General features: G+C 35.9%; 12 protein-coding genes and 1 tRNA gene. 9 read left to right on the forward strand and 4 right to left on the reverse strand.

The annotated features are described in order from the left end of the window. Positions 1-915: 915 nt before the first annotated feature. Positions 916-3,126: a ribonuclease R gene (gene rnr, locus GILLI_RS10200; RefSeq protein ID WP_006989034.1), complete on the forward strand. Its 2,211-nt coding sequence runs from the start codon at positions 916-918 to the stop codon at positions 3,124-3,126. 256 nt (positions 3,127-3,382) lie between these two features. After that, positions 3,383-4,111 carry a LysE family translocator gene (locus tag GILLI_RS10205; RefSeq protein WP_006989035.1) on the forward strand — a complete coding sequence of 243 codons (729 nt, stop codon included), beginning with the start codon at positions 3,383-3,385 and terminating at the stop codon, positions 4,109-4,111. Between the two features lie 129 nt (positions 4,112-4,240). On the opposite strand, the gene GILLI_RS10210 is transcribed toward GILLI_RS10205, so the two are convergent. Then, a tRNA-Cys gene (locus GILLI_RS10210) sits at positions 4,241-4,311 on the reverse strand. A 52-nt stretch (positions 4,312-4,363) separates the two neighbouring features. After that, complete coding sequence (gene folB, locus GILLI_RS10215; RefSeq protein ID WP_006989036.1) at positions 4,364-4,720, reverse strand: dihydroneopterin aldolase; 357 nt, start codon at positions 4,718-4,720, stop codon at positions 4,364-4,366. Positions 4,721-5,039: 319 nt separating this feature from the next. On the opposite strand from folB, the gene GILLI_RS10220 reads away from it, so the two are divergent. The 4 genes from GILLI_RS10220 (at position 5,040) to GILLI_RS10235 (ending at position 7,833) form a co-directional block, all read left to right on the forward strand. Continuing rightward, a complete protein-coding gene (locus GILLI_RS10220; RefSeq protein ID WP_006989037.1) occupies positions 5,040-6,719 on the forward strand; it encodes a glutamine--tRNA ligase/YqeY domain fusion protein in 1,680 nt (559 codons plus the stop codon). Positions 6,720-6,862: 143 nt separating this feature from the next. Beyond that, positions 6,863-7,237, forward strand: coding sequence for a YtxH domain-containing protein (locus GILLI_RS10225; protein ID WP_006989038.1), 375 nt, complete (start codon positions 6,863-6,865; stop codon positions 7,235-7,237). Positions 7,238-7,242: 5 nt separating this feature from the next. Next, on the forward strand, positions 7,243-7,593 hold the full coding sequence (locus GILLI_RS10230) for a phage holin family protein (RefSeq protein WP_006989039.1): 351 nt from the start codon (positions 7,243-7,245) through the stop codon (positions 7,591-7,593). A gap of 9 nt (positions 7,594-7,602) precedes the next feature. Next, positions 7,603-7,833, forward strand: a complete 231-nt coding sequence (locus GILLI_RS10235) for a DUF6327 family protein (protein WP_006989040.1) — start codon at positions 7,603-7,605, stop codon at positions 7,831-7,833. Between the two features lie 204 nt (positions 7,834-8,037). Here GILLI_RS10235 and GILLI_RS10240 read toward each other — a convergent pair whose 3' ends face one another. Continuing rightward, a complete protein-coding gene (locus GILLI_RS10240) occupies positions 8,038-9,018 on the reverse strand; it encodes an SPFH domain-containing protein (protein ID WP_006989041.1) in 981 nt (326 codons plus the stop codon). Positions 9,019-9,093: 75 nt separating this feature from the next. On the opposite strand from GILLI_RS10240, the gene GILLI_RS10245 reads away from it, so the two are divergent. After that, positions 9,094-9,765 (forward strand): outer membrane beta-barrel protein, encoded by a 672-nt coding sequence (locus GILLI_RS10245; RefSeq protein ID WP_006989042.1) that lies wholly within the window; start codon positions 9,094-9,096, stop codon positions 9,763-9,765. 70 nt (positions 9,766-9,835) lie between these two features. Here GILLI_RS10245 and gltX read toward each other — a convergent pair whose 3' ends face one another. Beyond that, positions 9,836-11,353: a glutamate--tRNA ligase gene (gltX, locus tag GILLI_RS10250; protein WP_006989043.1), complete on the reverse strand. Its 1,518-nt coding sequence runs from the start codon at positions 11,351-11,353 to the stop codon at positions 9,836-9,838. 176 nt (positions 11,354-11,529) lie between these two features. Here gltX and GILLI_RS10255 point away from each other — a divergent pair, with 176 nt between their 5' ends. Together GILLI_RS10255 and ybeY are read left to right on the forward strand one after the other, a co-directional pair. Continuing rightward, the gene (locus GILLI_RS10255) at positions 11,530-14,829 is read left to right on the forward strand and encodes a hypothetical protein (RefSeq protein WP_006989044.1); all 3,300 of its coding nucleotides are present in this window, start codon (positions 11,530-11,532) and stop codon (positions 14,827-14,829) included. Next, entirely contained in the window at positions 14,810-15,241 is a 432-nt protein-coding gene (ybeY, locus tag GILLI_RS10260; protein WP_006989045.1) for an rRNA maturation RNase YbeY, read from the forward strand. The genes GILLI_RS10255 and ybeY overlap by 20 nt, the downstream gene beginning before the upstream one ends. The last annotated feature ends 10 nt before the right edge of the window (positions 15,242-15,251 follow it).

Raw genomic sequence — 15,251 nt, forward strand, 5'->3', positions numbered from 1 at the left:
GAAAAAATTAACCCTGGAAAGCAAATTATAACTCTGTAATTTTTGGACAACTTATGAGCGTCAAAAATGCCATTATGAACATCAAAAAAAAATTAAATTTCACATTTTTATATTAACAAAATTATATTAACCAATGTTAAGTAAACCTTAAAAATATATCAAAATCAGGAGGTTGAGACTTTATAGTTTTGTTAACAAGTCGAAATCAAATGTTCGTAATGAAAAATCCAATTTTAATTCAAAAAAGTTATGCTACAAATTAACAAGCCATCATAAGCATCAGTTTTAATTTTAGAAAAAGAATAAAAATGAAATCTATATTATATATGTTAACAACTAAAGTTTCTGTGAGTGAGAAGGTAGGTAGGTAATTATTTCAAACCATCGATATTATAGACGTTACTAATTTTAAACTTTCCAATAATTACAGGGCTTTAAGGTTCAAAAGAGGTTTTATTCTAATTTACTTTGCCAAAAATCCAGTAGATAAAATCAATTTTATTGAAAATTAATTAGGCTATTTTTATTAAGTAAACTAATTTGCTTCGAATTGTTAATTAGCTGTATTTCTGTAAACGATTTTTTATTTAAAGTTTTATTTACAAGGGCAACTATCCCTATTACTCCCAAAAGGAAAATAAGAAAAAACAACAACGATATTTTAGAGGCTTTGCTCAAAATCATAATGTTTTCTTACAAAATTGAGGGGAATTTTTTGAAGATATATTAGTATAAATTTAAGAAAATTTTAATAAAAAACAAATGTTTTATTTAAAAAGTAATTTACCAACTATTTGTCTATCAGTGGAGTCCTTTTGTTTATTGGGTTTTACAATAATATATACTTAACAAAACTTTAGCTGCTTAACAATCTAAAGTCACATAATAGCTGTAATTTTATGCTTTATTAAATTTATGAAGAAGAAAAAAAGTAAATCGAATACATCCGGAGGCAAGGATAATTTTTCTAAAAGCATTCTGGATATCCTAAGAAAATCACCTGAAACCACTTTTAATTATAAACAAATTGCTGCAAAACTCGGTTTAGATGACCCTGGTTCAAGAAATAAAATTATAAGAGTACTGGCGCAGCTTGCAGCTAAAAAGCAAATTAAGGAAGAAGATAGGGGAAAATTTAAAATTGAGGCAAATCTGGAATATTATACCGGTGTACTTGATATGACCACGAAAGGTTTTGGTTATGTTGTGGTAGAAGAACTGGAAGATGATGTTTTTATACCTCAAAATGCTTTGAACAAGGCACTAAATGGGGATGAAGTAGAAATTTATATTTACAATAAGCGAAACAAAAGAAAATCGGAAGGGGAAGTTGTCAAAATCATTAAGCGAAAACGAACAGAATTTGTAGGAATTCTCCAACTGAAGGAGAATTTTGGTTTTGTAGCCATTGCCGATCCAAAGATGTCTACGGATATCTTTGTTCAGAAAAATAAAATTCTTGATGCGCAGGATGGTGATAAAGTAGTTGTTATTCTCGAGGAATGGCCTGAAAAGGCTGATTCTCCTTTTGGAAGAATAAAGGAAGTATTGGGAAAACCTGGAGAGCACCAAACAGAAATGCATTCCATTTTAGCACAATATGGCTTGCCCCATGAATTTCCGAAGGAAATAGAAGATTTTGCCAACAGCATTGATACCACTATAAAAGATGCTGAAATTAAAAAGAGAAGAGATTTAAGGGAAACTCTTACGTTCACCATTGACCCGCAAGATGCTAAGGATTTTGATGATGCATTGAGTTTTGAAGTACTTAAAAATGGAAATTACAATATAGGAATACATATAGCTGATGTTTCCCATTACCTTTTGCCGGGAACAGTCTTAGACCAGGAGGCCTATGAACGGGCAACCTCTATATATCTTGTAGACCGCGTGGTGCCTATGTTGCCGGAAGTACTTTCAAACAATGCCTGTTCATTACGCCCTAATGAAGAAAAATATACTTTTTCAGCCATTTTTGAAATCGATACTGAAGGCCATTTAATCGATCAATGGTTTGGAAGAACGGTTACAAATTCCGATTATAGATTTGCCTATGAAGAGGCACAACATATCATTGAAACAAATCAAGCTGAGATTCCTGGTGAAATTTCTATTCAGGAAAGCGGGTATAGGGTAAACGATGATGTGGTTTCGGCCATAACAACCATGAACGATCTCGCAATAAAAATGCGCGAAAGAAGGATGAAAGCCGGAGCTATTTCTTTTGATAAAGTGGAAGTTAAATTTCAGTTAAGTGAAACCAATGAACCTGTTGGAGTATATTTTAAAACTTCAAATGAGGCTAATAAGCTTATTGAAGAATTTATGCTTTTGGCTAATAAAAAAGTGGCAGAGTTTATTGGAAAACAAACACCGAAAAAGACTTTTGTATATCGTTGTCACGATGAGCCGGATGAGTCTAAACTTAATTCGCTACAAACGGTTATTTCAAAATTTGGATATAAAATAGATCTAAAGGATAAAAAATCGATCGCCAATTCCCTCAATACGCTCTTAAGTGATGTACAAGGTAAAAAGGAGCAAAATATGGTAGATACACTTACCATAAGGACTATGAGTAAGGCGTACTACAGCACCAAGAACATAGGTCATTACGGTTTGGCATTCGATCATTATTCTCATTTCACCTCTCCTATTAGAAGATATCCGGATGTGATGACACATAGGTTGCTTCAGGAGTACCTGGATAATAAACCATCTGCTAAAGAAGAAGAATACGAGGAAAAATGCAAGCATAGTAGTAATATGGAAAGCCTTTCTACGAATGCTGAAAGAGACTCAATAAAATTCATGCAAGTTAAATTTATGCTGGATCACCAGGAAGAGGAGTTTCTAGGTGTTATTTCAGGAGTTACAGAATGGGGTATTTATGTGGAGATCGAAGCTAATAAATGCGAAGGAATGGTTAGACTTAGAGATATTAGGGATGATCATTATGAATTTGACGAGGAACAATATGCTATTGTTGGTAGAAAAACCAAAAATAAATATACGCTTGGAGATGAAGTGTATGTGAGTGTAAAAAATGCCGATTTGGTAAAAAGGCATTTGGACTTCAATTTGGTAGGAAGTAAAAAAAGTGTGGAGAAAACGGATTCATAATTCTATGGTTTTCTGAAAGTTAGGCGGGATTAATAAGAAAATTACTTTTTATAAGGATTGCAATGGTTTATACCGGCCTATAGTATTTAAAAAATAAATAATCTGAATAGATTTTTCATTTAGAAATAACCAAGGGGCGCATAGGCTTAATTATCTTTTTAAAAACCTTCCGTTGGAATTGAATAGGAGAGCAGCTTTGCAGGGCAGCTAATATTGATAAACTAAAACCTTATCTTTGTAGAAATCACATTTGTGTATGTTTCAAGATATTTTGGCCGCCATACCCCTGGGAATTTTCTTGGCTTTTTTACTTGGACCCGTGTTTTTTGTTTTGTTGGAAACAGCTGCGATTAAAGGGTTCAGAGCTGCATTTTCTTTCGATTTGGGGGTAATTTTGGCTGATATTGTTTTCCTTTTTATAGCATATTTTAGTACTTCAAAGTTACTTTCAAGTTTAAAAAACGACCCTGCACTGTTTATTTTTGGAGGAATGATCCTTGCCACCTATGGTTTAATGTCGTTTATACAAACAAAAAAATCGCTTCCTCTTGAAGATGAGCTCCCTGAAGTACGTAAATTGAATAGAAGTGATTATTTTGGGATGGCAGCAAAAGGTTTTCTTCTAAATTTTATCAATATTGGAGTATTGGGATTCTGGCTAGGATTGATTATAGTTTTTGGTCCTACCCTTAATATGGAAACGAACAGGATTACTGTATTTTTTGGTACTATTCTTATCACTTACCTTGTTATAGATATTGTTAAAATACTTCTGGCTAAAAAGCTGAATAGAAAATTAACACCCAACCGCATTTATTTAATGAAGAAGGGCATCAGTATATTAATGATCATTTTTGGGGTGATCTTAATTGTTAGAGGTGTTTTTCCAAGAAGGGCTGAAAAATTACAGGAACGAATTGACATTATTCAACCTGAAAACGTGGTCTTTATATTCTCTAAAGATTCAAAAATTTACTTTTCTTAGAGGGAAATATAATTTCTTTGAGCGCTTCTAAAATTAAAAAAAAACCTTGGTAAACATCTTCATTTCAAAAAATTGTCAACTTCCTGATTATAAGAAATAAAAAAAACTTCCCGTAAAGGAAGCTTTTTGAGGCATCGAGCGGATTCGAACCGCTGTACGAGCTTTTGCAGAGCTCTGCCTAGCCACTCGGCCACGATGCCATTAAATTTGGTTGGCAAATGTAACAAAATTTTCCGTTTTTTGAACAAAAAACTATCGGGATTTCGTTCTACACACACTTACCAATTCTACATCCCCACCAATAGGAGGGTTTATTTTTGATACACAGACCTTTACTTTTTTTACAAGATCCAATTCTGATAAAGTTCTTACAAGAATACGTTCGGCAACTGTTTCTAATAATTTAGAGCGAATGGCCATCTCTTCTTTTGCTATTTTGTTGAGATGAACGTAATCTATGGTATCGTCCAGAGAATCGGTTTCAGCCGAAAGAGACAAATCACCGTGCACTGTTAGATCTACGCTGTAATCGCTTCCAATTTTCCCTTCTTCGTCTAAACAGCCGTGATAGGAGAAGGTTCTTATATTTTTTAATTTAATGGTTCCCACAATTTTTTATACAAATGTAAAACCCTGCAACTTAATATGTTCTAAAAACTTCATTTTTCGATCTTTATAGTTCCGTTTATTCGCTCATTGACGGTTTAATTTCCGGTCCCTGGTTATGGGGATGCTTGGAAATTTAAAAATGTTTTCCAATTCACATCTCCTGAGTTTGCCCGGAGGTTCTCGATTTCTTTAGGATTTATCAGGATTTATGGCTGTTCCTTGCTTTAACTTGTTTATTTAGCTTCCTTCGAGCTCATGGATTAGTATTCCCGAGCGAATTTTTGATAACTTTGCCAACTATTTTTTATCCAGAATTATTATGAGTGAAGTAAAGAAATCCCTCAATTTTATTGAGCAAATTATAGAAGAAGATCTAAAGGAAAATTATTCAAGAGAACAATTGAAATTTCGTTTTCCTCCCGAACCCAACGGTTATTTACATATTGGCCACGCAAAATCCATTTGTCTTAATTTTGGATTAGGAGAGAAATATGGTGCTCCGGTGAATCTTCGGTTTGATGATACCAATCCAATTAAAGAAGAACAGGAGTTTGTAGACTCAATCAAAGAGGACGTTTTATGGCTCGGTTTCAAATGGGATAAAGAATGCTATGCCTCCGATTATTTTCAGCAGCTTTATGATTGGGCTGTTCAAATGATCAGGGATGGATATGCTTATGTAGATAGCCAGCCTTCTGCGGTTATGGCAGAACAAAAGGGAACTCCAACTCAGCCAGGGGTGAATAGTCCATTTAGGTCCAGAACTATTGAAGAGAACCTTGATCTTTTTGAAAAGATGAAGAACGGAGAAACTGAAGAAGGAGTTCATGTGCTTCGGGCTAAAATAGATATGGCTTCAAAAAATATGCTAATGCGGGATCCTGTGATGTATAGGAGCTTACATAAAAAACACCACCGTACAGGGAACAACTGGATGATCTACCCTTTGTACGATTGGGCCCATGGACAAAGCGATTTTACAGAACAGGTTTCCCATTCTCTTTGTACACTTGAATTTGTTATGCACAGGGAGCTTTATAATTGGTTTTTAAAGGTGATTGACACCAAGGATCAATTAAACCCTAAACAAACCGAATTTGCACGTTTAAATTTGAGTTATACGGTGATGAGTAAACGCAAACTTGCAGAACTGGTAAATAAAAATATAGTATCGTCCTGGGATGATCCCCGAATGCCTACCATATCCGGATTGCGAAGGAGGGGATATACACCTGCTTCCATCAGGAAATTTGCGGAAACAATTGGAGTGGCAAAACGCGATAATGTTATTGATGTTTCCCTGCTTGAATTTTGTATACGCGAAGATTTGAATAAAATTGCACCGCGTGTTATGGGTGTTTTAGATCCTGTGAAATTGGTAATTACCAATTATCAGGAAGAAAAGGAAGAGTGGCTTGAAACCGAAAACAACCCTGAAGATGAATCGGCAGGTACCAGAGAAATTCCTTTTTCAAAAGAACTTTATATAGAAAGGGAAGATTTTAAGGAAGAAGCCAACAGGAAATTTTTCAGGCTTAGCCTTGGCAAGGAGGTAAGGCTTAAAAGCGCATATATTATCAAAGGGGAGAAGGTCGTAAAGGATGAAAACGGAGAGATCATTGAAATTCATTGTACCTATGATTCCCAAAGTAAAAGCGGAAGCGGTACAGAGGAATCTTTAAGGAAGGTTAAAGGAACTTTGCACTGGGTTTCTGTAAAACACGCTGTTGAAGCAGAGATAAGGCTTTACGATCGCTTATTTAACGTGGAATCACCAGATACAGATAAAGAAAAAAGTTATATGGAATTTATAAATCCCGATTCCTTACAAATCGTAAGAGGATATGTTGAACCCGGGTTAAAAGCTGCCGGTGTTTCAGAAAAATTCCAGTTTCAGCGAATTGGATATTTTAATGTCGATAAGGATACTACGGAAGACAAGCTTGTTTTTAACAGAACCGTTGCCTTACGTGATTCCTGGGGGAAACAAAACCAGTAATTCTTAGGGAAATCAAGGTCTGGCGAGCCAATTAAGAATATTTTGGGAAAGGAAGTTTACATATTAACCGGTTGTTAACAGAAGAAACCTTAGTTTTAAGTTAATTTTGTGCAATAAATAATCAATTAAAATCAGAAATAATTATGGCAAATACAGGAAATACCTTATTGGCGTTAATAACAGGTGCAGCTATTGGAGCAGCTGTTGGGTTGTTATATGCTCCGGAAAGTGGAGATGAAACCCGCAAAAAAATAAGTAAAGAAACCAAAAAAGCGCAGGAAGAATTTAATAAAAAATATAAGGAAACTTCCTCCAATTTGAGCTCAAAAGCTAAAAAAGCCCGCAAAGATTTTGAATCCCGCCTTGAGGAAACCTTATCTTCAGCCAGCTATAAAGCAGATGAAATATTGGCAGCAATGGAATCTAAGCTTGAGGATCTTAGAAAACAAAATGCCAAATTGAAAAAAGACGTTAAAACTGATTCCGCGTCAGACATCCCAGATAGAGCTATAATATAAGTATAATGGCTTTTGAAAAACTAACCAACAGTATTCAGGATCTTAATGATAATATTCGCGCACTGGGACATAGTAGTGCGGAATATTATAAGTTAGATTTATACAAGAAAATAATAAGAGGAGTTATCTTCATTGTTAATATGATGTTGATTGGTTTTATATGCCTTATTGCACTTTTATTTTTATCTATTGCCGTTGCAATTACTATTGGAGAAGCTATAGGTATACCTAGTGCAGGATACTATATTGTAGGAGCATTCTATTTGCTTATACTTATTTTTATATGGGTATTTGGGAAGGATTATATACGAAAGATCATCCTTATTAAATCCTCCAGGACTTTCTTTAACGATTAAAGCATTGTAATGAAAGAGTATAGTTCATTTGATGAAATAGAACGTGATCTGAAGATTTTAAAATTACAGACCCAAATAGATAAAGAGGAGATAAAGTTAAGTTATGAACTTACCAAATATAACATTTCTCCGCTTCGTCTTATTGGAAGTATGGTTGGCTCTGTGATTCAAAAAGCCCTCGTTTTAAAAGGGGTCTCAAAAGTATTTGGTTTAAAGAAAGTAATAACTTCAACCCGTTAAATTTTAAACTAAACAGTGGGTTTTATTCACCGATGACTGAGCGGGAGTTTGTCTAAATTCTGAATATCTCTTCGCATTGATATGCCTTGTGAGCTTGCTCTTTGGTAAAAGAATTATCCGGATATCAGATTTTTAAAATAAGTCTACACTATAAAATAGTAGGGCATATTTTAAAAATCCAATAGCCGGATTTTTTATTGATAATTATTCTTCTGTACCTGGATCCCGATACCTTCTTTCCTTCTTTTTATTCTGAAGGTATATATTTTCAGCATTTTTTTTCTTCATAGCTTCCCCAATTTGATTGGATGCTGTAAAAGAGGCAATCATATTATTAAGCATATCACTTCCTGCCTGTGGGGAATTAGGGAGTAAAATTAGATTGCTGTTAGTATGCTCTCCAATGGCCTGTAAGGTATCATAATGTTGGGTTACAACAATTAAAGCCGAAGCTTCCTGAGAATTGATCCCTACTTTATTCAAAACATCTACGCTTTCTTCCAAACCTCGTGCGATCTCCCTGCGCTGGTCTGCAATTCCCTGTCCTTGTAATCTCTTGCTTTCGGCTTCTGCACGAGCTTTAGCCACTATTTTGATTCGTTCAGCCTCTGCTACGTATTCTGCCGCAACTTTTTCCCTTTCCGCAGCATTTATCCTGTTCATTGCAGATTTTACCTGTGCATCGGGATCTATATCTGTAACCAGGGTTTTTATAATATCATACCCATAATCCTGCATAGCTTGATTTAATTCCCTTTTCACCGCATTTGCAATGTCATCCTTTCTTTCAAAAACATCATCCAGTTTCATTTTTGGAACTTCAGCCCTCACTACATCAAAAACATACGAGGTGATTTGGTCGTTGGGATTTTCTAGTTTATAGAAGGCATCATAAACATTGGTTTTCATAACCTGGAACTGCACAGAAATTTTTAGTTTTACAAACACATCATCCTTGGTCTTGGTTTCTACCAGAACATCCAGTTGCTGAACTTTTAAATTAATACGTCCTGCAATTTGGTCTATTATAGGAACTTTAAAATGTAAACCCGAATTGCTGATACTTCTAAATTTACCGAATCGCTCTATAAGGGCGGATGTTTGTTGTTTCACGGTAAATATTCCCGTAAACAGGATAATAAGTGTAAATACAATGATGATGGGGATAAGAATTGTTGCAAGCATAGTAGTTAGAATAAATTTAGTTGCATAATATACTAATAATTGAGCTACTTTAGATTATTAAAGATGTTTTAAAATATGCAGAAACTTAAAGTATTTTTGGGTGCGGCGGTTATGATTTGTGCCCTTGCTGTAAATGCACAAAACAGGTATGGAGATTCCTACAACCGGCTTGGAATTCAGGCTGGGATCACCTATGGAGGGGTTAATAGCGATGATTTTAATACTTATAAAAATACAGGATTTATGGCTGGTCTAACTACCCGTGCCGCAGTTTATAATAATTTTATCATTATCTACGGGGTTAATTTCTATGAATTCAATACCGGAATAAATATCAAGGAAACTCCTACTTCTCAATCTTCAGCGGCCGATTTTAAGACTACAGGAGTCCAGATAAATCTTTTTGGAGGCCACAAGATCATTGGGGAACACTTAAGCTTTGAAGCGGGTCCTGTGCTTCAAATAAATAGTAAATTGAAACCTGAAAAGGAATTTGAGAATTATTTTATAGAGGGATATGATCTTCAGGCTGAAGATCTCGAAGAGATTTCCAGGGTAAACTTCAATGTTGCAGGAAATATATCGGCGGGTTTCCGGGATGTAAAATTCTGGTTTCAATATCAATACGGCGTGAATAATATTTTTAGCAAACTAAATTCTGAAGGGCTTGAAAATAAAGATTCTCGTGCTGCTAATCTAAATGGTCATTTGGGATTAGCAACAGCGGGAATTGTAGTTTATTTTTAGTCCCATCAAAATCAGGGATTTTTCTTCCTTATAACAAAGCTCGCAAGCTTGCTACAGGGATTGGATTTATCTATTTAAGAGTACTTACAGCGTACTTAATCCGCTTTAGGGTTTCTTCTTTTCCTAACATTGCAACAATTTCAAAAACATCGGGACCTTGCATTGCACCTACAAGAGAAAGCCTGAAAGGTTGCATCACTTTTCCAAAACCAATTTCATTTAATGCGATCCAGGATTTGACCTCATTCTGGATGTTTTCAGCTTCAAAAGTTTTGATTTCTGAGATGGTTTGGGTTAGTTTTTCCATGATCTCTGCACTGTCCTCTTTCCAGGCCTTTTTTGCAGATTTTTCATCAAATTCTTTAGGTGCCTCAAAGAAATAACTTCCTAATTCCCAGAAATCGTCCACAAAAACCGCACGCTCCTTTAAAAGGTTCACCACTTCTATAACATATACGAGGTTAAAAGAAATCTCTCTTAATTCCAGTATTCTCTGAAACTCCTTTGCCAGATCATAGTCTTGTTTCAATTGCAAATAGTGTTGCTGAAACCATTTTGTTTTTTCAGGATCAAATTTGGCCCCAGATTTATGAACCCTGGATATTTCAAAGGCTTCAACCAATTCATCCAGGCTAAAAAATTCTTGTTCCGTACCCGGATTCCATCCCAGGAGACTTAGCATATTTACAAGAGCTTCCGGAAGGTAATTTTCTTCACGATATCCCGCTGAAATCTCACCCGTTTTAGGATCTTTCCATTCCAAAGGAAATACAGGGAAGCCCATTTTATCTCCATCGCGTTTGCTTAATTTTCCTTTTCCCTCAGGTTTCAAAATAAGAGGTAAATGGGCGAATTTTGGAGCTGTCCATCCAAATGCCCGGTAAATCAATACGTGAAGAGCAAGGGAAGGAAGCCATTCCTCACCGCGAATCACGTGCGAAATTTCCATTAAATGATCATCAACAATATTTGCCAGATGATAGGTTGGCATACCATCACTTTTAAAAAGCACTTTATCGTCTAAAACAGCGGTGTCTATTTCCATATTCCCCCTAATTTCGTCGTGAAGCTCCAGCGTTTCAGATTCCGGCGCTTTAAAACGAATTACATAAGGTACATCTTGATCCAGGTTTTCCCTTACTTTATCTTCAGATAGGGATAAGGAATTATTCAGTTTTAGGCGGTTATGCCAGTTGTATATAAAGGTTTTTCCTTTTTCTTCGTGATCCTTTCGGTGCTCTTCCAATGCTTCTGAAGTATCAAAGGCATAATAGGCATTACCGGTTTCTATTAATTTATCTGCATATTCTTTATATAAATGTGCGCGTTCACTTTGGCGGTATGGACCATAATCTCCCTCTTTTCCGGGGCCTTCATCATACGGGATTCCGCACCAGTTTAGGGCATCGATAATATATTGCTCGGCGGCTTCCACGAACCTGTTTTGGTCTGTATCCTCTATTCTTAAAAGGAAATCTCCGTTGTGTTTTTTTGCGAATAAATAATTATATAATGCTGTTCTTACACCACCTATATGTAAAGGTCCTGTTGGACTTGGTGCAAAACGTACGCGTACTTTAGCTGACATAATTGTGAATTTTAAGTACAAAGGTAATGGATTCTAAAGGTTTTCACCATTTTTATAGCCTGTTAGGAGAAAGCATCTTTTTGCATTTTTTAAGGATCTCATCTTCATAGAAAGAAATATGGGAAAGTTATAAGAAATTCGTAGTTTTAATACCGGGAAAGGAAGGCGGAAAAATCATGGAGGATTTCAATTTTATTCAGCAGAAGTTATCAGCATTTATAAGAAGATTTTATATAAATGAATTGCTGAAGGGCAGTATTTTGTTCTTTTCTATCTGGCTTTTTTATCTAATACTTATTCTGCTTATCGAATACTTTTTCTGGTTGGCACCCGCCGGCAGAAGTTTACTCTTTTGGATATTTATAGTGGTTTCTGCAGGATTGTTATTTAAGTTCATTTTGGTTCCGCTGGCTAAGCTCTTTAAATTATTAAAAGGGATAACCCTGGTAGAAGCTTCCAGAATGGTAGGAAAGCATTTCCCTGAAGTAAACGATAAGCTGCTTAATGTACTGCAATTACAAAATTCTACTGAAAAATCGGATTTGTTGCTTGCAAGCATCGCTCAAAAATCCCGGGAATTAAAACCTGTACCTTTTATATTTGCCGTTAATTTTAAATCCAGTCTTAGGTATTTGAAATATGCCGCATTTCCGGTTATCATTATTCTTGCTTTTTTGCTCACAGGGAATTCTTCGGTTTTTTCAGATAGTTATTCCCGCGTGGTCCACTATAAAACCATCTATGAACCACCGGCTCCTTTTTCCTTTATTTTAAATAATGATGAATTTTTAGTAGAAGAGGGGAAGGATCTTAAACTGGAAGTTAAAACCAGTGGGAAGCTGGTTCCGGAAACAATCACGATCCATTATAATGGGGAGATGTATTATTTAAAATCTTTTGGAGTCAATGAATTTGAATATGATTTCCGCGGAATTAAAGAAGACGTAGAGTTTTATTTGAGCTCTAATAATGTTAGATCGCGGAATTATAAAATCGAGGTTTTGGCGGTGCCTAAATTATTGGATTTTCAAATGCATCTCGAGTATCCAAAGTACATCCAAAAGAAATCTGAAACAGTTAAAGGAACGGGAAATGTAAATATCCCTGAAGGCACAAAGGTTTCCTGGGAGCTAAACACAAAATCTACAGATGAGGTTGCTTTTGTTTTAAAGGACAGCACGATTCAGTTTGGTAGGAAGGATGCCAGTTTTAGTCTCACCAAACCTGTATATTCAAATTTTGAGTACAAGATCAAAACTTCAAATTCCCGGGTAAAAGATCATGAGATGCTGGAATATTCTATTTCTGTAATAAAGGATCAGTTTCCACAGATAACGGTAGAACATAAAATTGATAGTATTGACGGGGAAAGTCTTTATTTCTTCGGAAAGGTTTCAGATGATCACGCAGTTTCTGCCCTAAATATGGTTTATTATACTGATAATGAAGAGGATAAAGCTGAAAAAATCGAAATTTCAATAGAGAATCAGGTTTTTAATGAATTTCTTAGCTCATTTCCCGGAAATTTATCTTTGGAAAAGGGAAAAGAGTACAATGTTTATTTTGAGGTTTTCGATAACGACGGAATTCGGGGAGCTAAGCGAAGCAAAAGTGAAATTTTTAATTTCAGGGAAAAATCTGATAATGAGATCGTAGAAGAACGGCTTCAGCAACAGGAGGAATCTATAGAAAATCTAACACAGAGTCTTGATAAAATGCAGCTTTCAGAACAGGAATTAAAGGAACTTTCCCAGCTTCAGAAACAAAAAGAGCAGCTTAATTACAACGACAGGAAAAAACTAGATAGTTTTTTGGAGCGCCAAAAGCAACAAACAGAAATGATGAAGAATTATTCTGAAAAGTTGAAGCGAAGTCTGGAGGATAAAGTTGGGACTAAGGAAAGCAGCGAGTTTAAAGAGGAACTTAAAGAAAGGTTGGAACGGAATGAGAAACGGCTTCAGGAAAGCGAAGCCTTACTGGAAGAATTGCAAAAATATTCGGATAAGATCAGTCGGGAGGAATTAACCGAAAAGCTTGAAAAACTCTCCAAACAAAACAGCACCGAACAAAAGAACCTCGAGCAACTCCTGGAGTTGACCAAGCGGTATTACGTTCAGGAAAAAACCCAAAAACTTGCAAACGATCTAAGCGAATCAGCTCAGAAGCAGGAGGCTTTAAAAGATCAGGATTCATTAAATTCTGTCGAAAATCAGGAAGAAATATCAAAGGAATTTGAAGAATTTCAGAAACAGATGGAGGTGTTGGAAAAGGAAAATGAGAATTTAAAGAAGCCGATGGATCTTGGAAGGGAAGAGGAAAAGGAAGAGGAAATTAAGGAAGAGCAACAACAGGCGGAAAAAAATCTTGAAAATAATAAGGCAGAGGATGCCGGAAAGAATCAGCAGAAAGCCGCAGAAAAAATGAAGGAGATGAGTAAGAAAATGAAAGCTTCTCAAATGATGGCTCAGGGGGAACAACTAAATGCCAATATTGAAAGTATGCGGCAAATTCTTAGTAACCTAATTGTTTTTTCCTTTGAACAGGAAGATTTACTACTTAATTTCAGGGATATAAGGATCAACAATCCTGGGTACGCCAAGGAATTGAGGAAGCAGCAGGTTTTAAAGGAACACTTCCGCCATATAGACGATAGTATTTTTTCTCTGGCGCTAAACAATCCAATGATCACAGAGAAGATCACCTCCAAATTAACAGATATTGAGTTCAATATAGATAAATCTCTGGAACGTCTTGCTGAACATCAATTACCGCAGGGTACTGCGAGTCAACAATACGTGATGACAGGAACCAATGAGCTGGCTTTAATGCTGAGTGATGTTTTGAGCAATATGCAGGAAATGGCAAATCCGCAGCCAGGATCTGGTGGGGATGGAAAAGGAATGCAGCTTCCCGATATAATTCAATCCCAGGAACAGTTAAAGGAAAAAATGCAGCAGGGAATGTCTCAGGGTAAAGGAGAGGAACCCAAAGAAGGTGAAGGAAAAGATGCTAAAGACGGAAATCAAAATGGAGAGGAAAAGGGAGCGGATAAATTGGGCGAAGAGATGAGCGGTGAGTTGTATGAGATATTCAAAGAACAACAAATGCTTAGGCAGCAACTGGAAGATGCGTTAAAGGAGCGTGGTTTGGATAAGAAAAATTCCGGTTTGTTAAGGGAAATGGAGAATTTGGAAAGGGATGTGCTTGAAAAAGGATTTAATACGGAGACGCTCGAAAGGATGAACCGGATCGTGCATAGATTGCTTCAACTTGAAAGTGCCGTGATGGAGCAGGAGGAAGAGGAAAGGAGAACTTCCAGAACTAATGAGAATATTTATGAGAACCGTGCTAAAGACCAAATCATTAGGGCAAAAGAATATTTTAATTCTACAGAAATTTTAAACAGACAAACCTTACCTTTGCGCCCTGTTTATAAAGAAAAAGTAAAGCGGTATTTTGAAGGAGTCGAAAATTAATTTTTATTCGGAAAATGAGTTCCAACTGGATCATGAGAAATCTTATGGAATTTGGATAGAAGGTGTAATTGAATCGGAAGGCAAAAAGCTGGAAGAGATTAGTTATATTTTTTGTAATGATGATTATATGCTGGATATAAATATGAAATATCTGGACCATGACACCTATACCGATATCATTTCTTTTGATTATTCTGTAGGGAATATACTACAGGGCGATATTTATATAAGCACGGAACGGGTTGAGGAAAATTCAAGGGAATTCAATGTTAGTTTTGAGGAAGAATTGCGACGGGTTATAATCCACGGGGTTTTGCACCTTTGTGGATACAAAGACAAAAGTGAAGAAGAATCCACTTTGATGAGAGGTAAAGAAGAGGAAAAACTTAAATTGTTCCACGTGGAACAATAGAAAATAAAGA

Origin of the sequence: Gillisia limnaea DSM 15749 (assembly GCF_000243235.1) — a bacterium.
GTDB classification, from domain to species: domain Bacteria; phylum Bacteroidota; class Bacteroidia; order Flavobacteriales; family Flavobacteriaceae; genus Gillisia; species Gillisia limnaea.

Excerpts from the sequence above, each read along its gene's own strand:
- GILLI_RS10205 (WP_006989035.1), top strand. The coding sequence starts at position 3,383 with ATGTTTCAAGATATTTTGGCCGCCATACCCCTGGGAATTTTCTTGGCT.
- GILLI_RS10230 (WP_006989039.1), top strand. The coding sequence starts at position 7,243 with ATGGCTTTTGAAAAACTAACCAACAGTATTCAGGATCTTAATGATAAT.
- GILLI_RS10240 (WP_006989041.1), bottom strand. The coding sequence starts at position 9,018 with ATGCTTGCAACAATTCTTATCCCCATCATCATTGTATTTACACTTATT.
- rnr (WP_006989034.1), top strand. The coding sequence starts at position 916 with ATGAAGAAGAAAAAAAGTAAATCGAATACATCCGGAGGCAAGGATAAT.
- GILLI_RS10235 (WP_006989040.1), top strand. The coding sequence starts at position 7,603 with ATGAAAGAGTATAGTTCATTTGATGAAATAGAACGTGATCTGAAGATT.
- gltX (WP_006989043.1), bottom strand. The coding sequence starts at position 11,353 with ATGTCAGCTAAAGTACGCGTACGTTTTGCACCAAGTCCAACAGGACCT.
- GILLI_RS10220 (WP_006989037.1), top strand. The coding sequence starts at position 5,040 with ATGAGTGAAGTAAAGAAATCCCTCAATTTTATTGAGCAAATTATAGAA.
- GILLI_RS10245 (WP_006989042.1), top strand. The coding sequence starts at position 9,094 with ATGCAGAAACTTAAAGTATTTTTGGGTGCGGCGGTTATGATTTGTGCC.
- GILLI_RS10225 (WP_006989038.1), top strand. The coding sequence starts at position 6,863 with ATGGCAAATACAGGAAATACCTTATTGGCGTTAATAACAGGTGCAGCT.
- GILLI_RS10255 (WP_006989044.1), top strand. The coding sequence starts at position 11,530 with ATGGAGGATTTCAATTTTATTCAGCAGAAGTTATCAGCATTTATAAGA.